General features: G+C 51.6%; 23 protein-coding genes and 5 tRNA genes. 8 read left to right on the forward strand and 20 right to left on the reverse strand.

Features of this window, described 5'->3' with window-relative positions; all coding sequences use genetic code 11:
- Positions 1-21: 21 nt before the first annotated feature.
- The gene (locus tag ACFO3I_RS06725) at positions 22-1095 is read right to left on the reverse strand and encodes an efflux RND transporter periplasmic adaptor subunit (RefSeq protein ID WP_377332777.1); all 1074 of its coding nucleotides are present in this window, start codon (positions 1093-1095) and stop codon (positions 22-24) included.
- A 256-nt stretch (positions 1096-1351) separates the two neighbouring features.
- Here ACFO3I_RS06725 and ACFO3I_RS06730 point away from each other — a divergent pair, with 256 nt between their 5' ends.
- Positions 1352-2815 (forward strand): OmpP1/FadL family transporter, encoded by a 1464-nt coding sequence (locus ACFO3I_RS06730; RefSeq protein WP_377332779.1) that lies wholly within the window; start codon positions 1352-1354, stop codon positions 2813-2815.
- A 62-nt stretch (positions 2816-2877) separates the two neighbouring features.
- Here ACFO3I_RS06730 and ACFO3I_RS06735 read toward each other — a convergent pair whose 3' ends face one another.
- The 4 genes from ACFO3I_RS06735 to ACFO3I_RS06750 all read right to left on the reverse strand — a co-directional run bounded on the left by ACFO3I_RS06735 (position 2878) and on the right by ACFO3I_RS06750 (position 6472).
- Positions 2878-4209: a DUF4397 domain-containing protein gene (locus ACFO3I_RS06735; RefSeq protein WP_377332780.1), complete on the reverse strand. Its 1332-nt coding sequence runs from the start codon at positions 4207-4209 to the stop codon at positions 2878-2880.
- Positions 4210-4464: 255 nt separating this feature from the next.
- Positions 4465-5412 carry a DUF4097 family beta strand repeat-containing protein gene (locus tag ACFO3I_RS06740; protein WP_377332782.1) on the reverse strand — a complete coding sequence of 316 codons (948 nt, stop codon included), beginning with the start codon at positions 5410-5412 and terminating at the stop codon, positions 4465-4467.
- A 12-nt stretch (positions 5413-5424) separates the two neighbouring features.
- Positions 5425-5961, reverse strand: a complete 537-nt coding sequence (locus ACFO3I_RS06745; RefSeq protein ID WP_377332784.1) for a hypothetical protein — start codon at positions 5959-5961, stop codon at positions 5425-5427.
- Positions 5936-6472 (reverse strand): RNA polymerase sigma factor, encoded by a 537-nt coding sequence (locus ACFO3I_RS06750; protein ID WP_377332786.1) that lies wholly within the window; start codon positions 6470-6472, stop codon positions 5936-5938. Before ACFO3I_RS06750 ends, ACFO3I_RS06745 begins: the two co-directional genes overlap by 26 nt.
- A gap of 160 nt (positions 6473-6632) precedes the next feature.
- Between ACFO3I_RS06750 and ACFO3I_RS06755 the strand changes: the two genes are divergently transcribed.
- The 4 genes from ACFO3I_RS06755 to ACFO3I_RS06770 all read left to right on the forward strand — a co-directional run bounded on the left by ACFO3I_RS06755 (position 6633) and on the right by ACFO3I_RS06770 (position 11925).
- Positions 6633-8312, forward strand: a complete 1680-nt coding sequence (locus tag ACFO3I_RS06755; RefSeq protein ID WP_377332787.1) for an esterase/lipase family protein — start codon at positions 6633-6635, stop codon at positions 8310-8312.
- A gap of 36 nt (positions 8313-8348) precedes the next feature.
- Positions 8349-9650 carry a molecular chaperone gene (yegD, locus tag ACFO3I_RS06760; RefSeq protein WP_377332788.1) on the forward strand — a complete coding sequence of 434 codons (1302 nt, stop codon included), beginning with the start codon at positions 8349-8351 and terminating at the stop codon, positions 9648-9650.
- Positions 9651-9766: 116 nt separating this feature from the next.
- Complete coding sequence (locus tag ACFO3I_RS06765) at positions 9767-11182, forward strand: DEAD/DEAH box helicase (protein WP_377332789.1); 1416 nt, start codon at positions 9767-9769, stop codon at positions 11180-11182.
- Positions 11179-11925 carry a pseudouridine synthase gene (locus tag ACFO3I_RS06770; protein WP_377332790.1) on the forward strand — a complete coding sequence of 249 codons (747 nt, stop codon included), beginning with the start codon at positions 11179-11181 and terminating at the stop codon, positions 11923-11925. The genes ACFO3I_RS06765 and ACFO3I_RS06770 overlap by 4 nt, the downstream gene beginning before the upstream one ends.
- Here the strand turns inward: ACFO3I_RS06770 and ACFO3I_RS06775 are convergent.
- Positions 11885-13069 (reverse strand): MFS transporter, encoded by a 1185-nt coding sequence (locus ACFO3I_RS06775; RefSeq protein ID WP_377332791.1) that lies wholly within the window; start codon positions 13067-13069, stop codon positions 11885-11887. The two genes, ACFO3I_RS06770 and ACFO3I_RS06775, sit on opposite strands and share 41 nt — an antisense overlap.
- A gap of 123 nt (positions 13070-13192) precedes the next feature.
- Here ACFO3I_RS06775 and ACFO3I_RS06780 point away from each other — a divergent pair, with 123 nt between their 5' ends.
- A complete protein-coding gene (locus tag ACFO3I_RS06780) occupies positions 13193-15064 on the forward strand; it encodes a DUF885 domain-containing protein (protein WP_377332793.1) in 1872 nt (623 codons plus the stop codon).
- 102 nt (positions 15065-15166) lie between these two features.
- On the opposite strand, the gene paeA is transcribed toward ACFO3I_RS06780, so the two are convergent.
- Positions 15167-16471 (reverse strand): polyamine export protein PaeA, encoded by a 1305-nt coding sequence (paeA, locus tag ACFO3I_RS06785; RefSeq protein WP_377332794.1) that lies wholly within the window; start codon positions 16469-16471, stop codon positions 15167-15169.
- Positions 16472-16598: 127 nt separating this feature from the next.
- On the opposite strand from paeA, the gene ACFO3I_RS06790 reads away from it, so the two are divergent.
- Both ACFO3I_RS06790 and ACFO3I_RS06795 read left to right on the forward strand, forming a co-directional pair.
- Entirely contained in the window at positions 16599-17393 is a 795-nt protein-coding gene (locus ACFO3I_RS06790; RefSeq protein WP_377332796.1) for a CLCA_X family protein, read from the forward strand.
- Between the two features lie 96 nt (positions 17394-17489).
- Positions 17490-17753, forward strand: a complete 264-nt coding sequence (locus tag ACFO3I_RS06795) for a hypothetical protein (RefSeq protein WP_377332797.1) — start codon at positions 17490-17492, stop codon at positions 17751-17753.
- Positions 17754-18118: 365 nt separating this feature from the next.
- On the opposite strand, the gene ACFO3I_RS06800 is transcribed toward ACFO3I_RS06795, so the two are convergent.
- The 13 genes from ACFO3I_RS06800 to ybgC form a co-directional block, all read right to left on the reverse strand.
- Positions 18119-18208: transfer RNA gene (locus tag ACFO3I_RS06800), tRNA-Ser, on the reverse strand.
- A 105-nt stretch (positions 18209-18313) separates the two neighbouring features.
- The gene (gene nadA, locus ACFO3I_RS06805; protein WP_377333449.1) at positions 18314-19372 is read right to left on the reverse strand and encodes a quinolinate synthase NadA; all 1059 of its coding nucleotides are present in this window, start codon (positions 19370-19372) and stop codon (positions 18314-18316) included.
- Positions 19373-19449: 77 nt separating this feature from the next.
- Positions 19450-19525, reverse strand: a tRNA-Lys gene (locus tag ACFO3I_RS06810).
- A 22-nt stretch (positions 19526-19547) separates the two neighbouring features.
- Positions 19548-19623, reverse strand: a tRNA-Lys gene (locus ACFO3I_RS06815).
- Between the two features lie 17 nt (positions 19624-19640).
- Positions 19641-19716, reverse strand: a tRNA-Lys gene (locus ACFO3I_RS06820).
- 27 nt (positions 19717-19743) lie between these two features.
- Positions 19744-19819 (reverse strand) — tRNA-Lys (locus ACFO3I_RS06825).
- A 184-nt stretch (positions 19820-20003) separates the two neighbouring features.
- Positions 20004-20846, reverse strand: coding sequence for a tol-pal system protein YbgF (gene ybgF / locus ACFO3I_RS06830; RefSeq protein ID WP_377332799.1), 843 nt, complete (start codon positions 20844-20846; stop codon positions 20004-20006).
- A gap of 21 nt (positions 20847-20867) precedes the next feature.
- The gene (pal, locus tag ACFO3I_RS06835) at positions 20868-21374 is read right to left on the reverse strand and encodes a peptidoglycan-associated lipoprotein Pal (RefSeq protein ID WP_337840527.1); all 507 of its coding nucleotides are present in this window, start codon (positions 21372-21374) and stop codon (positions 20868-20870) included.
- A 41-nt stretch (positions 21375-21415) separates the two neighbouring features.
- The gene (gene tolB, locus ACFO3I_RS06840) at positions 21416-22768 is read right to left on the reverse strand and encodes a Tol-Pal system beta propeller repeat protein TolB (protein WP_377332800.1); all 1353 of its coding nucleotides are present in this window, start codon (positions 22766-22768) and stop codon (positions 21416-21418) included.
- A 4-nt stretch (positions 22769-22772) separates the two neighbouring features.
- Positions 22773-23693: a cell envelope integrity protein TolA gene (tolA, locus tag ACFO3I_RS06845; protein ID WP_377332801.1), complete on the reverse strand. Its 921-nt coding sequence runs from the start codon at positions 23691-23693 to the stop codon at positions 22773-22775.
- The gene (gene tolR / locus ACFO3I_RS06850) at positions 23693-24124 is read right to left on the reverse strand and encodes a protein TolR (RefSeq protein ID WP_337840530.1); all 432 of its coding nucleotides are present in this window, start codon (positions 24122-24124) and stop codon (positions 23693-23695) included. The genes tolA and tolR overlap by 1 nt, the downstream gene beginning before the upstream one ends.
- Positions 24124-24744, reverse strand: coding sequence for a protein TolQ (gene tolQ / locus ACFO3I_RS06855; protein ID WP_377333451.1), 621 nt, complete (start codon positions 24742-24744; stop codon positions 24124-24126). Before tolQ ends, tolR begins: the two co-directional genes overlap by 1 nt.
- Positions 24745-24781: 37 nt before the next feature.
- Positions 24782-25207, reverse strand: coding sequence for a tol-pal system-associated acyl-CoA thioesterase (ybgC, locus tag ACFO3I_RS06860; protein WP_377332802.1), 426 nt, complete (start codon positions 25205-25207; stop codon positions 24782-24784).
- Positions 25208-25791 lie beyond the last annotated feature (584 nt).

Raw genomic sequence — 25791 nt, forward strand, 5'->3', positions numbered from 1 at the left:
GGCAGGCCCTGCAGCTGCAGGTCAGGCTTTGGGGGCGATCACTTGGACCAGACTTTGCTCTTTCAGGCTGGCTTGACCGGCGGTGACCACCTGGTCGCCTTCGGTTAAACCGTCAATCACTTCCAGCATGGTGTCAGATTCGTAGCCGGTGCTGATGGTTTTACGCACCACTTTGTTATCGGCACCCACCACAAAGACCGAACTTTGGTTGTCCATCGCCATCACAGCACGTTTGGGCACCAGCAATGCATTGGCTTTGGCATCGTATTGCACCTCAACCTGAGCAAACATCCCGGCTTTGAGCTCACGGGCGCTGTTGTCGACCGCCAGGGTCACCCGTGCAGTGCCTGTGGTGGCATCCACCACCGGAGAGATGCGAATAATATGGGCTTGCTGGGCTGGCAAAGCCGCAAATTGCAGCATGGCGGTCTGGCCCACTTTAGCGCGCGGTAACTGATGTTCAGGCAGGTTAATCACAGCTTCCAGCTTTTGCTCTGAAACAATATGAAACAAAGCTTTGGATGAATACTCAGTGATCAGTTGGCCAACCTTGGCGTAACGGCGAGCCACTACCCCACTGATAGGGGCAATGATCTGGGTTTCTTTCAGTGCCAGCTCTGACAGTGCCACAGAAGCAGACAGCGATTCGACCTGCCATTTCAGTTTGTCGTAGACGTCAAAGCTCACCAGTTTTTTCTGGTACATGGATTCAAGACGGGATAATTCGCTTTTCAGCTGGCCCAGCTCCGCTTTGCCTTTGGCCAGATTCAGCCGCTGCCGCTCCGTGTCCAGCGTGGCCAGCACCTGGCCTGCAGTGACATGGTCTCCCTCTTCCACCAGTAATTGCTGCACTATGCCAGTGGACTTGCTGTTCACTTCCGCATCTTCCCGGGCTTCCAGCGTCGTAGTGGTGCGGTACAGGCTGCTGATTTCGCCACGGCCTAAGGTGGCAGCTTCCACCGGAATGCTGACCAGCACTTCGGCTTTCGCCGCGGTATCCGGGCTGCCTTCGGCATTGCCACAGCCACTGAGCACTAAACTGCTGGCAACCAGAGCGGCAATCAAACTTTGAGTAAAAACAGTGCGGTTATTCATGGTGAGTTCATCCTTATTCTTCAGTTGCCAGTGTTTTGCATGTGCTGTGCCAGTGCAAAAATTAAAATTAAAACATTTAAATTCAACAACTTAAACAACACCCTCATCCTAGGGTAATTCTACAAATAGTGGTTTTCACCATAAATTAGTAAAAAAGTAATCAGACCAGTGGCGAAAAATACCAGTCTTAGAGCATGTACTCTAAGCAACCTCTTTTCTATAATGCGGCCGATTTTTATCACAGGGTAATGAATAAATGTTACGAAAAGCTTCTCTGCCTTTAGCTGTAGCTATTGCACTATGCAGCGCCTCTGCCGCCGCTGAAGGGTATAAATTACTGGAACAATCCGTCAGCGCCGCTGGTAATGCCTACGCCGGTCGCGGTGCACAAGTCACCGACGCCTCATTGGTGTACTCCAACCCGGCCGCACTGACTCAGCTGCAAGGTGCCAATTTCTCTGGCGGTTTAAACCTGATCCACGCCAAAACCCGTTACAGCGATGCGACGGCAACCAGCGCCCAGGGCATGCCGGTGCAAGGCACTTCTGATGGCAAGCTGACCTTAAATGAACTGGTGCCTTTCGCCTTTTATGCCGACCACCTGAACGACAACGTCAGTTACGGTATCGGTCTGTACGCACCATTTGGCCTGTCGTCGGACTACAACAATGACTGGGTTGGCCGCTACTTTGCCGATGAAACCGCCATTAAAGTGGTTGCACTGCAACCCACAGCCGCTTACAAAATTGATGACGTCTGGTCGGTCGGCTTAGGTCTGAACCTGAATTATGTCGAAGGCACCTTATCCAAATACAAAGACCACTCTGGCCTGTGTGAATTGGGGACCAACATCAACGCCATGTTCGGTGCTGACGTGTACAACGCCGCCTACTGCGACAGCCACTATGAAGTGAACGGCGATGATATCGCTCCTGGCTACAACCTGGGTGTGCATGCCAACTTCGGCGACACCAAGCTGGCCGTGGTGTACCACTCAGAAGTGAAATACACGCTGAAGGGTGATTCTGAAATTACCAATACACCTATCACAGGTGCCAACGTGGTCGGTAACCCGAACTTTATGGTGGTATCGCCAACTCTGCCGGCCATTGACCTGCGCACAGGTAAACTGGCGTCAAACAGCCAACTGACTGAAAAGAGCAAACTGGACCTGACCACACCAGCCAACCTGACAGTGAGCCTGGACCAGCGTCTGAACGATAAAGTGTCAGTGCAGGCCAGTGTGAACTGGACGGGCTGGAGCAGCTTTAAGAGCATCGATATCGTCAGTGACGATGCCAACCCAAGCATTTCTCTGAGCACGCAGGCGGCGCAAAACCTGAATGCAGAAGGTTATATCGGCTATATCCCAGAGCACTGGAATGACGTCTGGTCCTTCTCTGTCGGTACTACTGTGGCCTATAACGAGCAGCTGACACTGAAAACCGGTGTGGGTTATGACGAAAACCCAATCACCAGCAGCCACAAAACCGCCCGTGTGCCAACCACAGACCGGATCTGGTGGACCTGGGGTGCCAACTGGGCCTACAGCGCCAACCAAAGCCTGGATATCGCTTACGGTTACATGTGGATGAACAGCGTCAGCATTAACGAACATGAATACAATGTGCAGGAACAGGCATTGTACAAGTCAGGTGTGCAGGCCAACTACCGCAATACAGCCCAGGTACTGGGTGTGCAGTGGAACTACAAGTTCTAAACCTGCCCAATGACAAAAGGCCGCAATTGCGGCCTTTGTTTTATCTATGGTATGCGGGTGATTTATTTCACCAGATTAATTTTATAACCACTTGGTGCCTGGGCAGATGGTTCTGCCGTCAGGATATAGTTGGCGCCGTCGACAAACTCCAGCAGCGCTGTTTTATCCAGCAGACTGATGGTGCCGTTGTCAGCCACCTGAACCAGCGAAATAGAGTACAAATCATCAGGCAATGTGACAGCCTGCTGCTTTTTAAACTCCAGCGCTTTGACATGGTAACGCGCGGTTTCGATGGTCTCGTTGGCACGGACAAAGTAGAAATGCAGGTTTTTAAAGTCTGGAATCAGGTTCAGCACATTCACTTCATGCTCATGAATTTGCGGCAGGTTACGCTCAACAAAATTCACCAGGCCTACTTTATTGTCGGCATCTTTAAACAAGGCCACAGCTTTGGTTTGGCCTGAGTTGACCGTCAGCAGCACGTTGTTCAGCAGTAATTGATTCTGCTCGTTGAGCACCGAAATACTGTAGTCGCCTTTGCTGAACTCCAGGTATGGCGTCAGGCTGTCTTGCTGCAAATCGGCTACTGGCAGGTTGTTAATGGCAATTTGCCCCTGCTGGTTATCCAGGCTGTTGTAAATACGAATTTGGCCTTTGGCGTCTTTGTGTTCCAGGCTTTCGACCGTAGTGGAATTCAGCAGAATATCTACCGCCACCTGTTGCTGCATCGGACCAATTTTGTCACGCACAATCAGCACATAACTGGTGGTGTATTTGAAGTCATAGGCGGCAGATTCAAAAAATGGCGTGGTTTGCCCTGTCACCGCCAGGAACAACTTCAGCTTGCCCCGTTTAATCATTTTGCCTGTGCTGGTCAGCTCTTTGTCTGACAGCGATTCCAGCAACACCGCTTTGCTGAAGTCTTCATTTTCGCCTGCAGTGTACAAATCGACATTTTTGTAGTTCACCGACAGGTTGGCGGAAAAGGCGCGGAACTGGTCGTCAAAACTTTCTTCGCGTTTGTGCACCAGGCTCAGAATAGTCGGGTTGGCCACGTCGCCAGTCATCACCAGTAAGGTTTTTTCCGACTGTTTCAGGTCGAGGGTAGCTTCTTTGATCAGCGCTGAGCTTTGCGCATTTTTCAGCTGATAGGTGTACGAGCCCGGGTCGATGGTCAGCATATTGGACGCATCACCAAAAGTGGCCGTGCCCGCTGCTGTGTCTTTCACTGTCAGTGACGTATTGGCGCTATTGGCGGCACCGTTGTAAAACTGGATATAGCTTTTATTAAAGCCTTCTTCGTTGCTGTCTGAGCTACTGCCACCACAAGCAGCCAGTACCAAAGCCGACAACAGCGGCACTACCAGCCGGATCCCCTGAGTCTTTAAGTTCATTGGTTTCTCTCTTTACCAAAGTTAACATTCGGGTCTGAGAGTATTGATGGGCTGTTGAAAAACCTAGCGTTTTTACCAGAACCGACACTTAATCACAGCTTTTAACATTTCAGCAGCAACACGACACAATTGAGGGATTGCCAAAACCTGGCCGGGAAAATTATCCACAAGCACCAGCTGATCCATCGATTGAAGGATAGGAGAAGCCGAAATTAAAAAAACCCGCCGCAGCGGGTCTTTTCAAGGGCGGACAAATTAGAAGGTGTCGACTTTCAGTGAGCCACTCACTGTGCTCATTTCTACGTTGCCTTCCCCTTTGCCTGTGCTGAACTCCAGGCTGGAGCGAGGGCCGTATTTGCTGCGTTCGGCTTTGTCTGACGTCAGATTATTACGGATAGAGCCACCGGCATTGGCCACCAGATTAAACTTGGCGCTGATATTTTTCTCCAGCGTCAGCTTGATGCCACCACTGACAGTAGAAACATCAACCCGCGGTGACAATGAATTTTTCAACTGGGCTTCCTGACCACCATTGACCGCACTCATAGAAAGCTGCTCGACGCCATCCAGTTTCAGGTCCGCTTCACCATTCACCACCGAGACCCGCACTTCTTTGGCTGTGGTGCTGCTGCTGATTTCGCCATTGACTGCGTCCAGCTCCAGCCGGCCGGCTGAACCAGTGTCTTTAATGGCGCCATTGACCGTGCTGATACTGACTTTGCCCTGATTGTCGCGACTGTCAATTTCGCCATTGACTGTTTGCAGCTGCACAAATTGACGCAGTGCGGAGGCATCCACCTTACCGTTTACGCTGGTAATTTTGGTACTGCCCTGAATGCCTTTGACGGTGACATCAGAATTGACGCCCTGAAACTCCAGCTCTGCCCCTTTGGGCACGTCGATGGTCAGTTTGGAGCCTTGGTCGTTGTCCCCGCCATTAAAGTTATTAAAGGTCGGCATTTTGACTTTAAAGGTGGTAAAGCCATTTTTGGATTCCAGCGTATAGCCATCCGCCTTTTCGTCCAGTGTGCCGGATACCTTAAATTCTTTGGCGTCCACCGCACGGATTTCGACATAACCCCGCATGTTTTCGATAAAGATTTTTTCATTGGCAGCTACGGCTCTGCTTTCGTTGATCGACTCTGCAGCCCACGCCTGAGACATTGCGAATACCAAGCCTGTCACAACCAGATAATGTTTCATTTTTTACTCCTGTTACACCAGGCCCGACTGGACCACTTTTTGTAAATACTGTTGCTGTTGGTTATACAGCGAACGTAACTGTTTTAATAAACCTGCATCATTCGGGTTGTATTCCAATGCCATCTGCACCTGACTGATCGCGTTGTCCCAGTAGCCCAACTGCTGTTGCCAGTCTGCAAACACCGGGCTGACCCTGGTCAGCGTGGCCAGCTGCTGCGCTTTGGCCTGCTGATACTGAAAACTGATGGCGGTAGCGGCGTCTGCAAATACCGGAGCGGCGGCTGTCGCCTCAGGCACGGCTGCGCCGGGCAGGTTAGCCAGTTGACTGGGCGCTTCGCCCTGCCCCCACCACAAAAATGCCAGCACTAATGAAGCAGCACTGGCCATAGGCCACCAGTTCTGCCAACTGCGTTTTTGGGTTGGCTCCGCTTGGCCAGGCTCCAGCTGGGCCTGCAGACGTTGCTCCAGCTGCGGCCATAAATCGCGCTCTGGTGCCAGCTCCTGCGGCAAGGCGGCAATTAAATCATCCAGCTGCTGTTCGGTTTTCATCTAACCACCCCCGTAATAACTGACGCGCTCTGTGATACTGCGATTTTGAGCTGCCTTCAGCAATACCCAATAAAGCGGCTATTTCATTATGCTGGAAGCCTTCCAGCGCAAAGAGCACAAACACGGCCCGCGCCTGATCCGGTAAGCGTTGGATCAGAGCATCCAAATCGCTGGTATCTGCAGGCGCTTCAATGGCGATTTCCGGCATCTCGTCGGTAGACCGCCTGGATTCACGGTCTTTACGCCATAAATCCACCGCCGTGCGGGTACTGATACTGTGTAACCAGGTGGCAAAACTGCTGTCGCCACGAAACCAACTGAGTTGCTGCCACACCTTCACAAACACTTCCTGACAGGCGTCTTCCGCTTTGGCTTTGTCTTGCAACAGACGCAACGCAACCGCATAGACCCTGCGATGATACTTTTGATACAGCAGATAAAACGCCTGCCGGTCACCGGCTTTCGCGGCGTGGATCCAGTCCTGCTCTGGGTCCAGATCTGCTTTGGTCACTGTAAGGGTCATTCCATGCCTGAATTTATCTGAGTTCTGAAGCGTTAGTCGTTGCAGCCACTTCGAATGGTTTAAAGCCATGCAAAAAAAAAAATTTCAGTTGTAAATCAGCACTTTCCTCTGACAGACTACCGTTAAACCCCAGAAGAGCCAATGCCTTATGCTGCGCCTTGTGCTGTTACTTTTGCTGTCTTCCTTGCTAGGCGCCTGCAGCAGCCCGCATTTTTTACGTTTATTACCCTCGACCCAACAGGCTCTGGAAGCCAATCAGCTATTTGCCTATCAATATGCCGCCATGCAGCAACTTAGCCCAGAAGAGCTCAGTAGCCACTGCATGGACTTGGCCCTGCTGCCGGAAAAAAGTGCCAACCGGGCGCTGCGCCAATTAAGCTGTGCCGCGCTCTGGCTGCCTGTGACGCACAGTGCCGACGAAAAAAACCAGGCGGTATCGTTGTACAACCAAAGCCTGAATCAGTTGCTGTTGCAGCTGCACCCGCGGAAAAAACTTAGTAGACCGGCGCTGCGACTGGAGCTACTGCATGTTGTCGATGAAACCGGAGCCAGTATGACCGACTGGTGGCCCACCTCGTTATTCAGCTCAGACCGCGCAGAATACCAGCCACCGACCAACGGCCTTGGCGTCAGTATAGTCGCGGCCAGAGATCGCTCAGACCGGCCTGAGGACCTGAACTATCCACCCGAAGGTGTTTACCGCTCTTATACAGTGCTGCTGGACAGAATGGAGTTTGGCGAAGATCAGCAAATTAAGCTGTTTTTCCGCGCCTATGACGAGCACCAACTAAAACAGCTGCCCTTAACAGGCTTACGTTTTGACGCCGCAGCCAGTTACCTGTGGCTGATGCAACATGCCAAAGTGATGGACTTTGAACTGAGCGGCCTGTTCAGCGCCGCTGACAGCGACGAGCGTTATGGCGTATTCAGCGTCACCCCGCTGTCTGCGCATAAAATCCCGATCCTGATGATCCATGGCTTAAACTCCAGCCCGGTGATCTGGTTTGAACTGAGTCTGGCTATTTTGCAAAACCCGGCGCTTGCTGAGCGCTACCAAATCTGGCACGCCTTTTATCCGTCGGGCCCGCCACCTTTTTACAATGCGATGCGGATGCGAAAAAAAACTGACGAATTGCTGGCGCGTTTGCAACAACAGCAGTGCAGCCCTGAATTACAGCAGATGGTGATCGTTGGCCATAGTATGGGCGGTATTATCAGCAAGACCTTTATTCAGAACTCAGGTTATGAGTTATGGGACCGCACTTTTATCAAACGCCCGCAGCAGCTGGGCGCTTCCGCTGAGCAACTGAACCAGGTACGGGATATCTTTTTATTCAGTGCCCGCCCTTATGTCGATAAAGTCATCTTCCTCGACACCCCACATGGCGGCTCAGAAATGTCGGAGTCATTACTTGGGCGCTTAACCTCGGCTTTTATTACCTTGCCGGGCAATTTTCTGACGATGTTCCGCCAACTGCTCGACAAAATAGGCATCAATCAGCTAACTCCGGCTATGCAGCCTTATTTCGTCTCTGGCGGTCCGAATTCCGTGCAGGCGCTGTCGCCTTCACACCCATTGCTGCAAGGGCTGAATCAATTGCCGTATCAACGCCCGGTGTATTCCATTGTTGGCAGTGAAGGTGCGCTGTACTGCTTTGATACCAAAAGTTGCAGCCAACTCAGTGACGGTGTAGTGCCTTATTTAAGTGCGCACCAACCCAAAGCAGAGCAACAACTTATTGTGCAGTCCAGCCATAACTCGTACCGCTCACCAGAAGCGTTGGGCTTTATCCTCAAACTGCTCGGTTCACCCGCCCCAACAAATTAGCTATACTCGCCGGCCTTTTTCGCCGGAGTTTGACTTATGTCGCGTTACCTTGCCGTAGATTTTGGCACCTCGAATTGTGCTGCAGGTTTTATGCTGCACCACCAGCCGCAGTTGTTGCAGCTGGAACAGGACGGCAGCCGTTATCTGAGCTCAGCGCTTTATATTGAGCGACAACGGGACCCAGACGATGATGAAGCCTACTTGTCCGGCAGCCTGACCGCCTTGCTGCGCCAACAGCAACAAGTGTTGATTGGCAAGGCTGCGCACCAGCGTTACAGTCATGACCCACTGGGTGGCATTTTTATCCGTTCACCCAAATCCATGCTCGGTAGCCGGCTCACGCCTGCTCAGACCGAGATTTACACCCAGGTTGCCACTCTGCTGCTGCAGCAAATTTTGCAGCAGGCTGGCACGCAGCTGGACGCACCAGTCACCCAACTGCTGCTGGGGCGTCCTGTGCATTTCCAGGGGCTGGATCAGGCCGTCGGCGATGCCAGGGCTGAGCAGATCCTGCGTGAAGCCGCCCGCCGACTTGGCGTCGAAGAGGTGATGTTCGCCTTTGAACCTGTCGCCGCGGCGGTGGAGTACGAACGCACACTGGCGCAGGAACAACTGGTGCTGGTGGTCGACATTGGCGGTGGTACCACCGACATCAGCCTGATTCGGCTCGGCCCACAACTGGCCAATAAATTCGACCGTAATCCGGACTTGCTGGCTCACAGCGGCCGCCGTATTGGTGGTGTCGATATGGATATTAAATTCTGCATTTATGGCCTGATGAGCCTGTTTGGCCGGCAAAGCCCGGATTTAACCGGCAAACCCCTACCCGCCTCCTTGTTCAGCGACGCCGTCAATATTATTGATATCCATGCCCAGGAGCGTTTTTACGCGCCAGCCAGCTGGGATGAGTTGCAACTGCTGCAACAAAAAGCCGCGCAGCCCGATTTGCTGCAGCGCTTCTCCACCGTCTGGCAACAGCATTTAAGTTATTACCTGAACCAGCAGGCTGAACAGGCCAAAATTGCCTTAACCCAGCAGCCGCAAGTGCAGGTGGTGCTGGACCGGGTGGAAGCAGGTCTGGCGCAGCAGCTCAGTCAGCAGCAACTGACCGAAGCGCTGTATCAGGAACTGGCTGGCATTGGCCGGTTGATTCAGGACTGTCTGCAAGGCGCCCAAAGCCGCCCAGACGCCGTGTTTGTCACAGGAGGCTCGTCCGCCATTCCTGGTATTGCGCCCTTACTGCAGCAACTTTTACCGGACGTTCCTGTGGTGCGTGGCGACCAGTTTGGCTCCGTTGGTATGGGTTTATGCAAGCTGGGACAACTGGCATTTGCATAAACTGCGCAAAAAACAACCACAAGCACTGGCCTGAACCGCTGCTTGGCGCTACAATGCGCGCCTTTTTAACGCCGCCCCGCGGCATGTGGCCGAACAGGCCCTTAACTGAGAACTTTATGTCGTTTCAAGCATTGGGCCTTCAGCCCGCGTTAGTCGAGGCGGTTGCCGCCGCAGGTTACACCCAACCCACGCCAATTCAGCAGCAAGCGATCCCAGCGGTCCTGAGCAAACGGGACTTATTGGCTGCCGCTCAGACAGGTACCGGCAAAACCGCCAGCTTCGTGCTGCCTATTCTTGAAATGCTGTCTGGCCAGCCGGTGTTACGACCGCGGCCGACCCGCGCGCTGATCCTGACGCCAACCCGTGAACTGGCCGCTCAGATTGAACAACAAATTCAGAAATACGGCCAGTTGCTGCAGCCTAAACTGCGCCATCACGTGGTGTTTGGCGGTGTCAGCATCAACCCACAAATGATGGCGCTGCGCGGCGGCGTCGATATTCTGACCGCCACGCCAGGCCGTTTGCTGGACTTAGTCAGCAAAAACGCGCTGAAACTGGACCAGGTGCAAATGCTGGTACTGGATGAAGCCGACCGTATGCTGGACATGGGTTTTATTCACGACATTAAGAAAATTCTGGCGATGCTGCCAAAGCAGCGGCAGAACCTGTTGTTCTCCGCCACATTCAGCAACGAAATTAAAGACCTGACTCAGGGCTTATTGCACAACCCGCTGACTATTCAGATCACACCGGAAAACACCACGGTTGAGCGCATTGACCAGCAGGTGTACATGGTGCCGAAAGGCCAGAAGACGGCCGCGTTGTGTGAACTGATTGAGAAAAACCGCTGGCAACAGGTGCTGGTGTTTATGCCAACTAAACACCAGGCCAACCGTCTGACCGAACAACTGGTCTGTGCTGGTATCAGTGCCGCCGCGCTGCATGGCAATAAAAGCCAGAACGCCCGAACCAAAGCACTGGAAGACTTTAAAGAAGACCGCTTACAGGTATTAGTGGCCACTGACGTAGCGGCCCGTGGTATCGACATTGCCCAGCTGCCTTATGTGGTGAACTACGAGCTGCCACGTTCGTCTGCTGATTATGTGCACCGCATTGGCCGCACTGGCCGCGCCGGTAAATCAGGCCTGGCGGTGTCGCTGATCAGTGCTGATGAGCAGTCGCAGCTGAAACAAGTCGAAAAACTGATTGGTCTGAAACTGCCGGTCAAAGACTTTAAACCTGCGCCATTGTCGGCCGAGTTACAGGCCATTGCCTCAGCACCGCGGCCACCACGCCCGGTGCGTCGTAAACCAGAACAAGGCGGCAAAGCCGATGGCCAGAATTCAGGCCAGGGCAAAGGCCGTGCTGGCACAGGTCGCCCATCGCAAGGCCATAGCCAGGGTCAAGGCGGTCAGGGCAAAAAGCCGGAAATGTCTGCCGTTGGCAAAGCTGCGCTGGCTGCAGCCAATGGTCAGCCACAAAAACCAGCTCAGCGCCGCTTTCGGCCAAAGAAGCCTAAAACCAGCGCATGAGCATAAGGCTGTGTAAATACCTGGCGGACAGAGGGCTCTGCTCACGCCGCCAGGCATCACGGCTTATTGAACAAGGGCGATTGCAACTCAACGGCGCCGTCGCCAGTCACATCAGTCACATCATTCCCGGCGATCAACTGTTACTGGACGGCATGCCGCTGCCTGCGGCAGACACCAAACAAGTCTGGCTCTATCACAAAGCAGCCGGTGTGGATTGCAACCTCAATCCTGCCAAATCAGACAGCCTCTACCACCAGCTGCAACAGTTGCCTGTACGGTTACATCCGGTCGGCCGGCTGGACAAAGATTCCTGTGGCTTGTTGCTGTTAAGTAATGACGGAGAATTGACACAACGCCTGTTGCACCCGGATTTTGAGCATCCGAAAGAATACCTGGTGCGGACAGAACCAGCGCCAAATGCGCAGCAACTGGCAGCGCTGGCCGCTGGTGTCCATTGGCAAGTGGGGCCGCATCAGTACCAGTCCAAAGCTTGCCGGGTCTGGCCAGCACCGCATGGCTTTCGGATTGAACTGACTCAGGGGCTCAACCGGCAAATTCGCTACATGAGCCGGGCTGTTGGGCTTAAAGTGGTGTTTTTGCAACGCCAGCGCCTGGGGGAGTTACAGCTTGGCGCTTTGGCCGAAGGCCAGAGCCGCCTGCTGACGGAGCAAGAGTACCGGCAGCTGCGACACTCGCTTGGTCTTAGTGCAACACCTGCGGATAACGGCGTAGCCGCAGGCTAAGCCACAGCGTCAGTAAAAACACGGCGACTGACCCCAGCACCACCCCATTCCAGTGGGCCCATTGCCAGAACATCGACAGAAAAAGCCCGCCGCTGCTGGCGCCAACATAATAAAACACCAGATACAACGCGCTGGCACTGGCTTTGGCCCGCACCGCCTGATGATTGACCCAGGCGCTGGCCAACGAGTGACAAAGGAAAAAACCAAAGGCACTGATAAAAAACCCCAGTACTATGCACCAAAGCGGCGTCAGCAAGGTCAGCAGAGTACCCATCACCATAATGCCAATCCCAACTGCCATGCCAAGCCCTGGATGCAGCCGCACGGACGCCTTGCCGGAAATCGCCGAACCGACAGTGCCGGTCAGATAGGTCAGAAACAACAGGCCTATCCAGCCGCTGGACAGCTGATACGGCGCTTCGGCCAGCCGGAAGGCCACAAAGGTGTATTGATTCAAAAAGATAAAGAAATTCAGCCCGCCAATCAGGTAAGTCAGCAGTAAGGCTGGTTGACGCAAGTGAAACCAGTTATCGCGCATGGCTTGCTGTAAGGTGAACGGCTTTGGCTGGAAATAACTGGAGCGTGGTAAATAACGCCAGACCAGCCAGACACAAAGAGCGCTGCCTGCCGCCATGGGGTAAAACACCCACTGCCAGTGATTCAGTTCAGCAAACCAGCCGGCCAGTACCCGGCCACTGATGCCACCGACCGAGTTGGCGCTGATGTAATAACCTACAGCCGCCACCAGGGCAGGTTTGCTAAATTCTTCGCCCATATAGGCAATAGCCACAGCGGGCAAGCCGCCCAGACAAAAGCCCTGCACCGCCCGCCATGCCAGTAAGGAGGAGTACGATTCCACCTGAGTCAGCGCCAGGGTGCTGAGCGCCATACCGGTCAGGCTCCATAACAAAATAGTACGCCGCCCCAAGGCGTCCGACAGTGCGCCGTACACCAGCAATGAGGCACCAAGCGTTAAGGTACCAATGGCATAGCTCCAGCTGGTTTGCAGTGGACTTAATGCAAAATCACGGCTTAATTCAGGCAGCAGGGGCTGCAGCAAGTGCAGGTTGGCAAACACGAATACAGCGGCCAGGCACAGGGCGAAACTGGCAGTGTAAAAAGCGCGGGATTTCTTTTCGATCATTATAGCTTTGGCTTGAGTCCGGACTGCTGCTCAGTATACCCTGAAGCCCCCTTGCCGTCTGAGGCTTTGTATCAATAGAACGGATAAAACAGACGGTTTAGCCCATTCAATTCAGGATATGTGATGAAGTATTCAGCTTTGGCGGTATTGGTCTGTGCAGCCCTGACCGCGTGCTCCGAACCCAGCCCGAAACAAACCGTCGCACAAACAGCGCGGCAAAGTGACAGCGCCCAGGTACAACAAGCGCCGTCAGCCGCCGCCTTATACGAACAGGCTGCGCACACCCTGTTTCAGGCCCGCGCGCTGAATGCAGCCGGCTTGGGCTTATCTTCAGAACAAACAGGCAAAGATTTATCAGCCCAGCTGGAAGATTACGGTTCAGAAAACGAACAAGGCCTGCGCCAGCGCCTGACTCAGCTGGCCAGCCAACTGGCGGCGTTGCCGGCACCAGAAAGTGCTGCAGAAGCCGAAAACTTAGCCGTAATGCTGAACATAGTGCAGTACTACGCCGGTCAGCCAGGTTTTGCTGCCGGCTACATTGACCCTTGGATGGGCCACTCAGCCTTTGTGGTCAACCAGATCAATGGCCCGGTGATCGATATGCCAGGTGCACTGCAAAACTCGCACCCAATTAATTCTGAGCAGGACGCGAAAAATTACTTAAGCCGCCTGGAAAAATTTGGCGCCGCGCTGGCGTCTGTGCAGCAGAAATTTGAACTGGATGCCAATACCGGCTGGATGGCGCCAAAAATTCTGCTGGAGCGTGCATTGGTGATTATCGACTCCTTCGCAAACGGGGACGCCAACCAAAACGTGCTATATCTCGATTTCGCCCGCAAACTGGGCGGTCTGAAGCAACTGACCGACGCCCAGCGTACGCAGTATCTGGCTGAAGCTAAAGCGCTGGTGAGCGCACAAGTACAGGCCGGTTATCAGAAACTGGCAGTCAGCGTGCGCCTGCAATTACCTAAAGCAAGCAGCGAATCCGGCATCTGGGCTCAACCAGGCGGCGCTGACTACTACGCCTGGTCCGTGCGCCAACTGGGTGACACAGAGCTCAGCCCGGAACAAATTCATCAACTGGGGTTGTCTGAGGTGGCTCGCATCAGTCAGGAGATGGATCAGATCCTGAAGGCAGAAGGCTACAGTACAGGCTCGGTCGGCGAGCGTATGGCACAGCTAAACAATGAACCGCGCTTTTTGTACGAAGATTCCGACGCTGGTCGCCAGCAACTGCTGGATGATCTGAACCACTACATCAAAGAAATTGGCGAGAAAATGCCGGACTGGTTTGCCACCAAACCGCCGTACGAGGTAGAAGTACGCCGTATTCCGGTCGAGATCCAGGACAGCGCGGTCGGTGGTCAGTACAGCTCACCTGCCATCGACGGCAGTAAACCTGGCATTTACTGGATTAACCTGCGTGACATTAAAGCCAATGCCAAATTTGACCTGAAAACCCTGACCTACCATGAAGCCAACCCTGGCCACCACTGGCAAGTCGCGTTAAACCTGGCGCAGGACCAGCTGCCATTGCTGCGCCGTGTGGCACCTTACAACAGCTACATTGAAGGCTGGGCTTTGTATTCCGAGCTGGTGGCCAAAGAAATGGGCATGTATCAGGACGACCCTTTCAGTGATTTGGGCCGGTTGAAAGCCGAATTATTCCGCGCCGTCCGTCTGGTGGTCGACAGCGGTTTGCATGCGAAGAAATGGAGTCGTGAAGAGGCCATAGCGTACATGGCGAAAACCACCGGCACCACAGAATCGGATGTGGTAGCAGAGATAGAGCGTTACATGGCCTGGCCAGGCCAGGCACTGGGTTACAAACTCGGCATGCTGAAGCTGGTGGAACTGCGCCAGTACGCCCGCACTGAGCTTGGCGACAAATTCGATATCCGTGCTTTCCACGACCTGGTGTTATTGGGTGGAGCCGTGCCGATGTCGGTGCTGGAACAAAAAGTGAAAAACTGGGTGGCCACACAAAAAGCCTGATAGCGCAACTCACCTAGTGGGCGTGGGGTCAGGTCTTGTATTTTGCATGGCAATGCAAAATACAAGACCTGACCCCACGCCGTTTTGACCCCACGCCGTTTTCTAGCCTTCAGCTGACTCGTTGGTTTTTACTTTGGTGACCAGCAGCTGGTCAATTTTGTAACTGTCGATATCCACCACTTCAAACTTGTAGTTCTGGTAGATCACAAAGTCAGTCCGTTTCGGAATTTTCCGCAGCATATACATCATAAAACCGGCGATGGTTTCGTAGTTTTCTTCATCCGGAAATTCAGCAATATCAAAAACCCGCATCACATCATCAAGCGGCGTTAAGCCTTCCACCAACCAGGAATCTTCGTCACGTTGCACAATTTGCTCTTCGTCAGAGTACACCAGCTCGCCCATCACGATGCTCATCACATCTTTCAGCGTGACCACCCCCACCGTCAGTGCGTATTCGTTCAGCACCACGGCAAAATCCACCCCACCGGACTTAAAATGTGCCAGCACTTCGTACAAAGATAAAGTGTCGGGCACGATAAGCGGCGTATGAATAATGTTTTCTTTCAGCAGGTTAATTGGCTGCTGATGCAACACCTGCATCAGAATATCGCGGCTGTCGACATAACCCACCACTTTATCCAGGCTGTCATCCACCACAATAAATTTGGCATGCGGGTGTTCAGCAATTTTGGCTTTAATGCTGTCGCCAGACTCTTTTAAAGTGAAATAAATCAGGCTCTCTCGGGCCGTCATGGCCGAGGTGACAGTGCGGGAATCCATATCAAACACGTTTTCCAGCAGCTTGTGTTCCTGCTGCGCCAATACGCCGGCCTGAGCGCCTTCGTCCATCATCGCCACTATATCTTCCGGCGTGATTTGGTCTATCTGCATAGTCGGCACTTTAAAGAGGTAAAACACCGCGTTAGCAATACTGTTGAAAAACCAGACCAGTGGCTTCACCAACACCAGCAGCAGCATCACCAGATTAACCACCGAGATGGCCACTTTTTCTGGCGATAGCATTGCCAGACGTTTAGGCATCAGATCAGCAAACAGAATAAACAACGACGTGACCAGAAACACCGACAAGCCAAAGGCCAGAGTTTCCATCAGCGGGTTGTCTGAAATCAGCTGCAACGCAGTCAGAATAGATGGGGTAAATGCGGCCTCACCGAGAATACCACCCAGTATCGCTACCGCATTCAGGCCAATTTGCGCCACTGTAATAAAGCTGCCAGGGTTTTCCTGCAGCTTGAGTACCAACGCAGCCCTTGGCTCGCCGTCGGCGGCCAGTTGCTTTAAGCGGATTTTACGGGCAGCGGCCAGCGCAATTTCTGACATGGAAAAGAACGCACTTGCGCTGATCAGCGCCAGCATCACCAGAATATTTTCAAATAACGACATAATGTTTCTCAGTGTTGGAAGGCCCTACTGCAGAGCGATAAAAATACATCCTGCAGCTGCCGTCTGCTCAGTATAAGGGTAAACTGTTAACAGAACAAAAATTGGTTGAAATTGAATTATTTACCTGATGACTGACCTGACTCCCCGTATTCAGCAAGCCTATTTTCGCAACGGTCCTGAACACCGTTCTGGTGCGGACGTCAGTTTCCTCGACATCGTAAAGTTGTTTGGTTTTCAATCGGTGAAAGTCGGCCGTTGGGTCAGTGCCAGTGAACAGCAGTTGGCGGCCAATCTGTTTTTTGACGCTTTGTGTGATTTGATGCAATTGCTGCAGGTGCCACCACAAGTAATTTCGTTAAAACAAAGCCTGAGCCTGCAGTTTGGTATTGGCGGGCAGCCCGGCAGCTGTGCTTTTTACCAGCCACAGGGGCGCATCCTGGCGCTGGCGAAAAACGCTGGCGGTGGCAGCCTGGCGCACGAATGGTTTCACGCCTTTGACCATTATATTGCCCGTCATTTGTTTCAGCATTCTGTGGCCGAACTGGCATTTTCCAGCACGCTGTGGCTTGGCGATAGCCCCATCCGCCCCCACCCGCTGAACCAGGCTTTGAATGCAGGCTTCAAGGCTCTCTTTCTGTCACCAGATGGCCAAAGCCCAAGCGGCTATGTGCAACGCTGCGCCCGCTTTGACCGTCAGCATGGCATTTATTATTACGCCAAACCCGAAGAGCTGGCGGCCAGGGCCTTTGAACACCTGCTGCAGCGACAACCTCAGAAAAACAGTTTTCTGGTCAGTGGCACCATAAAAAGTGAAACGGCCAAAGCCGGGCTTTATCCGGATAGCACATTAACTGAACAACTCAGTCATTGCTGGCTGGGCTATTTCCGCCTGTTAGGCCAAAGCCTGGAAAACACCCGCTGACTGAGCCCTGCTGTTATGGCATAAATTTTGTACAACTTCAGTGATTCACCCTGCGCTGACAATTATTTGACCTGCGCCATGGATTGGAGAACTGCTATGCACCAAGGCACGAACTGGCAATTTGAACAACTGACTCAGATGCATCAACGGATCACGGCATTGCAGCAACTGGCCAGCCATCCAGAGCTGGTGGTGCTGTATCAGGGCCGTGCCTGGCGTCATCGGGACTTTCTCGAGTTGTCACTACGCTTTGCACTGATGGCAAAACACCTTGGCCATGACGTCAGTCTTTATGAGCTGTGGTTTGCCCGGCAAGCGGCATGGTTTTGCCATTATGGCTTGGATTGGCGCAGCGCCTAGGACAGAATTTTTGCTGCCAGCCTCAGGGATTGCCAGCGCCTTCCCTGGCGCTGGCCCTGCGGGCCGCGCTAAAGCGCGTCCCAATTCGCTCCCGGCGAATTGGTCGAACTAAGGGGTCAAACCAAAGCCTTTCTGCTCCGAATTAAAAACAAAAACCCCAGACTTTCGTCTGGGGTTAGCCAGTTTGAATCGGCAGCCCAGGGATTGCCAGCGCCTTCCTTGGCGCTGGCCCTGCGGGCCGCGCTAAAGCGCGTCCCAATTCGCTCCCGGCGAATTGGTCGAACTAAGGGGTCAAACCAAAGCCTTTCTGCTCCGAATTAAAAACAAAAACCCCAGACTTTCGTCTGGGGTTTTTGTTTTTAATCTGGCGGAGAGAGAGGGATTCGAACCCTCGTTAGGGGTTAACCTAAACACACTTTCCAGGCGTGCGCCTTCAGCCACTCAGCCACCTCTCCGGAACTTGCCGTAGCAAGCGCGGCTATCCTATTGAAAATCACCACGCTTCGCAACAACTAAATACCTGACGTCTGTCATTTGCTGAAAATACCAGCAAATGACGATCAGGCGTTGCCTTTAACCTGAACCTGGCTGGCTTTGGCGAAATTCAGCATGCGTTCCAGCGGCAGTAAAGCCCGCTTACGCAGTGCTTCGTCAACAAAGATTTCGTGGCCATCACCGTCCGTTAAAGCCGCCTCAATCGCCTGTAAGCCGTTCATCGCCATCCAGGGACAATGTGCACAGCTACGGCAAGTGGCGCCGTTACCGCCGGTTGGAGCTTCGATAAAGGTCTTGTCTGGCATTGCCTGCTGCATCTTGTAAAAGATGCCTTTGTCGGTAGCCACAATAAAGGTGTCATTAGGTAAGGTCTGACTGGCTTTGATTAATTGGCTGGTCGAACCGACAGCATCGGCCAAATCGACCACGTTGGCCGGCGATTCCGGATGCACCAGCACCGCAGCATTCGGATACTGCTTTTTCAGCTCCACCAGCGCTTTGGCTTTAAACTCGTCATGTACGATACAAGCGCCCTGCCACAGGACCATATCCGCGCCTGTCTGCTTTTGCACATAAGCACCCAAGTGACGGTCTGGGCCCCACAGGATTTTTTTGCCTTCGCTGTCCAGGTGTTCAATCACATCCAGCGCAATGGATGAGGTGACCACCCAGTCGGCTCTGGCTTTTACTGCAGCCGAGGTATTGGCGTACACCACCACCACGCGGTCCGGGTGCTGATCGCAAAAGGCACTAAACTGTTCTGCCGGGCAACCTAAGTCCAGCGAGCAGGTCGCTTCCAGCGTTGGCATTAATACGGTTTTTTCCGGATTCAGAATTTTGGCGGTTTCGCCCATAAACTTTACACCGGCGACAATCAGCGTTTTGGCGGAGTGCTTATTGCCGAAGCGAGCCATTTCCAGCGAGTCTGAAACACAGCCGCCAGTTTCTTCAGCCAGAGCTTGAATTTCTGGATCCGTGTAGTAATGAGCCACCAGCACCGCATCACGTTGCTGTAACAGAGTTTTGATACGTTCTTTATAAGCCTCTTTATCGCTAGTGCTTAAAGGCAACGGCTTCTTCGGGAAGATATAGTCAAGTTCATTAAACTGCATTGCTTGATTCATCATGCTGACCCGCGTTTGAAAAAGTGCGGCATTATACACAACTTTGGCATCAGATGCAGTGTAAGGTGCTGTTTGGATGGTGGGTCATGATGGATTCGAACCATCGACCAACGGATTAAAAGTCCGCTGCTCTACCAGCTGAGCTAATGACCCAAACAGGAGAAAACAAAGAAAGTGGTGGGTCATGATGGATTCGAACCATCGACCAACGGATTAAAAGTCCGCTGCTCTACCAGCTGAGCTAATGACCCAGGCAAGGGAATCGAACTGGTGGGTCATGATGGATTCGAACCATCGACCAACGGATTAAAAGTCCGCTGCTCTACCAGCTGAGCTAATGACCCAATTCGATTGTGTACCTGTCGCGGAAGTGGTGGGTCATGATGGATTCGAACCATCGACCAACGGATTAAAAGTCCGCTGCTCTACCAGCTGAGCTAATGACCCCTGCCGCGGACGCATATCTTACTTATTTAAAGCGCCAGTGCAACCAAAAATTACCAGAAAGCCGCTTTTCTTTGACTGTTTGCTGAAAAAGCCAGCAGACGTCTTTTCAACTTTGGCAGGTTTTTGATTTTCTGCACAAAAAAACAACCCCGGACTAAGCCGGGGTTGTTTTTATATCAGGTGATTACAGTGTATCCAGCTTGGCTTTTGCTGCCTTGGCTGGCTTTGATTGCGGGTATTTATTTACCAGCAGCTGATAAAACTGCTTGGCTGCTGCCGCATCACCGTCGCGTTCCGCTAACTGACCTAACTTGGCCAGAGCGTCCGCCGCTTTACTGGACTGAGGGTACTGCGAAACAACACGCTCAAATTGCGCCTTCGCTTTGAGGGTTTCGTTTTTCGTAAAAAACAGCTGCCCTAACCAGTAATAAGAATTCGGCACGTAACCGGAATCCGGATATTCCCGGACAAATTGTTCAAATGCAGGAATGGCCGCATCGTAATTCCGATCTTTTAAAACCAGATTAACCGCTGCTTCATAAGCACCACCTTCAGAGGTGTCGCTGGTGACCACAGGCTCAGGCTCTACAGCCGCCACAGCAGAACTCTGTCCACCCAACACAGCTGCAGGGTTTCCACCCGGAGCAGGCTCTTGAGCCGCCGGAGGCGCTGCAGTGACAGGGGGAGTGGATGCTGCAGACTGACCGCCACCAAGGCGTCTGTCCATTTCCTGATAAATATTGCGTTGTTGCTGCAATATTTCTTCGAGTTTGTAGGCGTGTGTCTCAGTGACCCCGCGCAATTCAGCCACTTCATCTAACAGAGCAGACAGCTGTTGCTGCATTTGCAACTGAGCATTCGCTCGCGCCTCAACCACACGCTCCAGCGCTTCAATACGCTCAGCGGTGGAATTGTATTTGGGTTTGACGGTGGTACCGCCCGTGCGGGACAGATCGGCTACAGGAGCCGGATCTGCCCACAGGGAAATACTAATCACCGAAAGCGCAGTAATTACAGATTTTTTCACTACTTTGCTTCGTTAGTTAGATTAGTAAACTAAAACAGCGCGACGGTTTTTAGACCATGCACCTTCGTCATTGCCTTCAACAGCCGGCTTTTCTTCGCCGTAGCTGACTACTGACATTTGGCCAGCAGAAACACCCAGGTTAGCCAGGTACTGTTGAACTGACTGACCACGACGCTCGCCCAGGGCTACGTTGTACTCTGGAGTGCCACGAGCATCAGTGTGACCTTCGATAGTCACGTTGATGTTAGTGCGGGCACGCAGGAATGCAGCGTGAGCTTCCAGAACAGAGGCGAACTCTGGACGGATAGCTGATTTGTCGAAGTCGAAGTAAATAGTGTTGTCTTGACGCAGAGCTTCCAGTTGCTGACGCAGCAGCTCTTCAGCAGACAGGCCTTGTTCAACCACTTGGTTGGTGTTTGCACCAGTGTTTGCATCAGTAGCAGCTACTTCGTCAGTTGAGCTACAGGCAGCTAAAGTTAACACTGGCACTGCAACTAACAAACCTTTTAAAACTTTATTCAAGTTCATGATGTTGTCCTTAGTATATCGATTAACCAAATTTTCGTTTTTTATAAAAATGGTGACCAGGCCGGAGATTTGACTCTGCCGTTTGCTGCCGGTAACCGTGCTTTAAAGCGCCCATCCATAGATACCAGTGCCAGTACTTGTGTCGAACCGTACAAAGTACTATAAATTATCATTGAACCGTTAGGCGCAATGCTTGGTGACTCGTCCAGATAAGTGCGAGTCAACACTTGCATATAGCGGCTCTCCACATCCATGCGGGCGATATTATACTGGCCATTTGTTCTGTTGACCATAACAATACCACGACCGTCCGGAGTATAAGATGCAGCTAAATTCATTTCCCCTTCAAATGTCACCCTTTTGGTAACACCTGACGCAATGTTCACACTGTAAATTTGTGGGTTTCCGCCACGTTCAGAACTAAATAATAACTCGGTACCATCTGGTGACCAGGACGGCTCAGTATCAATGGCTCTGTGTGTAGTCACACGTTTTAGTGCTTTGGTCGCGATGTCCATCACATAAATTTCAGTGTTACCGTCTTTTGACAACATCATTGCCATTTTGCGGCCATCCGGAGACCAGCGCGGCGCACCGTTAATGCCCTTAAAGCTGGTTAAAATACTACGACGGCCTGTGTAAATGTCCTGAATGTAAATCTGTGACTGACGCTTTTCAAAAGTCACATAAGCCAGTTTCGTCCCATCAGGCGACCAGGCCGGCGACATTAAAGGCTCTTTCGCTCTTAACAAGACCTGCTCGTTTTCACCGTCATAATCAGCTACAACTAATTGATATCTAAAGTCTGCACGGTCTCGTACTAACACATAGGCTATTTTAGTTAAAAAAGCACCACGTTCACCAGTTAATTTTTCATAGACGATATCACTGATGCGATGAGCATATTGACGGAACTGATCGCCACTGATGGTGATTTCACGAGCATCCAGTACTGCACTGACACCTGTTGTTAATTGACCACCAATTAACGCTGAACCTGAACCAGCAGAACCTGCGCCTTTAAACACATCCATCAATTCAAAGCGCACCACATAACGGTTCACGCCTACTTCACGAATGCTGCCCGTGACTACAGCTTCAACACCTTGTTTCATCCAGCGTTGGTAATCAATGTCCTGGCTGCCTTTTGGCTGCTGCGGCATCCGATTGGCCGCCAACGGATTAAACTTACCGCTGCGCATTAAGTCGGCAGATACCACATCGGCTATACGCTGGTTTGGCAGATTTGAACCTTCAAAAGTGAAAGGCACTATTGCCACAGGCCGCGCACTGTCCACGCCATCGGTTATCACAATCTCCAAACTACTGGCCTGAGCTTTTATGCTCAACACCAGCGCCAGAGTAAGCAAGGTATTTCCTAGTAACTTCAGCATCTTGTTATCTCAGTTCTGGTTTCAAAATTGGCGTTAAATCTTTAAGTGCATCATACACATCCGGGTCCGGCGACATCGGGAAATTACCGGCTTTCTGGATCGCACGCATAGCAGACTCACATAAAGCCCGGTCTCCGTCCAGCACAGTGGATGAAATTACAAACCCGTTTGGCGCCAGGCGAATATTCACCCGGCATTCTTTGCCACGCATGGTGTCATCCACAAACCAGTTTTGCTGGATTTTCGCCACAATCATTGCCAGATAACGCTGCTTTTCCGTCAGGATCTGACCGGCTTTGGCTGCACGACGAGCTTCAGCTTCAGCTTCCATTTGTTCTTGCATCATTTCTTCTGCGGCGTCACGCTCACGTTTTTCTTTTTCCGCTTTTTCTTTTTCGGCTTTTTCTTTGGCGGCTTTTTCTTTCGCTGCCTTTTCTTTTTCTTTCTTCTCTAGTTCCTGCTGCTTTTTCTTTTCCTGATCTTTTTTCTTTTTCTCAGCATCTAGTTTTTTCTGCTTCTCAGCTTCAGCGTCTTTGCGTTTCTTTTCATCCGCGGCTTTCTTTGCAGCCAGTTTCTTTTCCTGTTCCTGCTTTTTCTTTTCCAACTCTTGTTGCTTTTTCTCTTGCTCCGCCTGACGCTTTTCGCGCTCGACGCGCCGTTTATCTTCTTCGATTTGTTTTTGTTTACGCTCTTCTGTTTTACGTTCTTGTTCTTTCTTTTCTTTAATTTCTTTCACCTGCTCTTCATAAGCAGATTTATCCACAGTCGTCGCTTTCAGTGGTACAGCCGCAGCCATATCACCAGGCATAGGCATCACCAATACTTCTTCACTGCGAAAAAAACTAAAGTTCGCTACCAACAGCACCACCAGTAACAGATGTAAACCGGCAGAAATAATAAGCGACCGTTTAAACGCCGGATCCATCAGTTAGACTCCACGTCCTCAGTCATTAAACCCACTGCAGGAGCACCGGCTTGTTTTAATAAGTTCAGCAGCTGAATGATGGCGGCATAATTGACCCGGCCATCACCTTTAATGATCACCTGAGTGCCTGGTTCGACCTGTAAGGTCGCTGCCACTTCAGACTGTAACTCCTGGGCAGTGAAAGGCCCTTTGTTATTGCCGTCTTTTTCGAAGTAGTACAAACCACCTTCGTCTACAGTAGCAACCAATGGCGTTTTGCCATCTTTCATCTGCTCGATGGGTTCAGCCTCTGATTTCGGCAACTCCACATGCACCCCTTGGGTGATAATAGGAGTGGTCACCATAAAAATAATCAGCAATACCAACATCACGTCGATATAAGGTACGACGTTAATTTCAGCGACCATACGACGTTTTTTACGCACGTACATCAGTTGGCTTCTCCACTGGCTACAGCCTGACGATGCAGAATGTTGGCAAACTCTTCGACAAAGTTGGCGTAAGCATTTTCCAGCTGCTCCACTTTATGCGAAAACTTGTTGTAGGCAATAACAGCGGGAATCGCTGCAAACAGACCAATGGCAGTCGCAATCAGCGCTTCTGCGATACCTGGAGCCACCATCGCCAGTGTCGCTTGTTGCACCGCACCTAATGCAATAAATGAATTCATAATACCCCATACGGTACCAAACAGACCGATATAAGGGCTGATTGAACCGACAGTCGCTAAAAAGGCCAGGCTCTTTTCCAGACGCTCTACTTCACGTGACAGCGCCACACGCATCGCCCTTTGTGTGCCTTCCATGACGGAAGCTGCGTTACGGCTGCTTTTATGCAGGCGGGCAAATTCTTTAAAGCCCGATTTAAACAGGGCTTCCAGGCCAGTAACCGCGGTGCGTGCACTGACTTCGTTGTACAGTTTGGATAAATCCACGCCTGACCAGAATTTGTCTTCAAATTTCACTGTGTCTTCAGAGGCCTGCTTCAGCACTTTATTACGCTGGATAATCATGGCCCAGGACATCACGGACGCTGAAACCAGGATCAGCATCACAATCTGAACCACCCAGCTTGCATGAAGAATTAAATCAACTACCGAAAGTCCGCCCGTTGCCACCAGATAACACCTCTAAAATGTCGCGAGGTATTGCACTCGCTTTCATTAATGATAATTTGACACACGCAATACTAACCTCAGCTGAACAGAGTAAGTCTGCGTTTTCATTATAAATTTCTTGCCAGAATACCAGACTGGCTTTTTTTAACTGCCGTATTTCGCTACGCACAGTCAGCAACTGGTTAAAACGTCCAGGTGCTTTGTTATCCATCAGCACTTTGCGAACCACAAAAGCCAGGTCCTGAGCGAGCAGTACATCCTGCTCAACACCCAGTGTTCGTAACCATTCAGTTCGGGCTCTTTCAAAGAATTTCAGATAGTTAGCATAATACACTATGCCACCTGCATCTGTATCTTCGTAGTACACTCTGATGTCTAGCTGATGGGTCTCTGACATAAGGCCGTTTTGCCGTCCAAATTGCGCGCTATGATATTTGAGGCCTGTGGCGAACTCAACAGGCCGACAAGCCCCCGAATCAAAAATATTTATTTTGCTGAAGGCTTCAGTTTTCCATTCTGAGGATAAAGAGGCCAGTTAACCGGCAAAAGTTTCATTGCAACGATAAAACCACATAAATTGTCGATGAATGACAGCATGAGTCACCAGAGCCAAGTCGTCACAAGAATTATTAATACCTACCCCGCTCTATTAAGGTGCATTCCAGCCAGACAGACGGCTAGAGCCCCAATAAAACAGTATGCAAGCTCAGAATTCACACAATCAGAATTTTTATTCAGATAAGTAAAACTAATGCCGAAGTAAAGTTTTTCTCGTTTGAAGTAATTGCACTAACTTCCTACAATGCGCTCGTGTTCTGAACTAGCGCAACGTCAGCCCTGCTGATGTAGTGAAGAATACATGGTGATGTGACTGGTCTGTAGCAGACCGTTATGTTGCTCTCTCAACATGTTCCCTGGATTTTGAAGATTTACTTCAACTTGTTGCATTCGCCCGCTGTTAGCGGGCTTTTTTTTAACTAA

This window comes from Rheinheimera marina, assembly GCF_042654345.1.
Classification (GTDB): Bacteria; Pseudomonadota; Gammaproteobacteria; order Enterobacterales; family Alteromonadaceae; genus Pararheinheimera; species Pararheinheimera marina.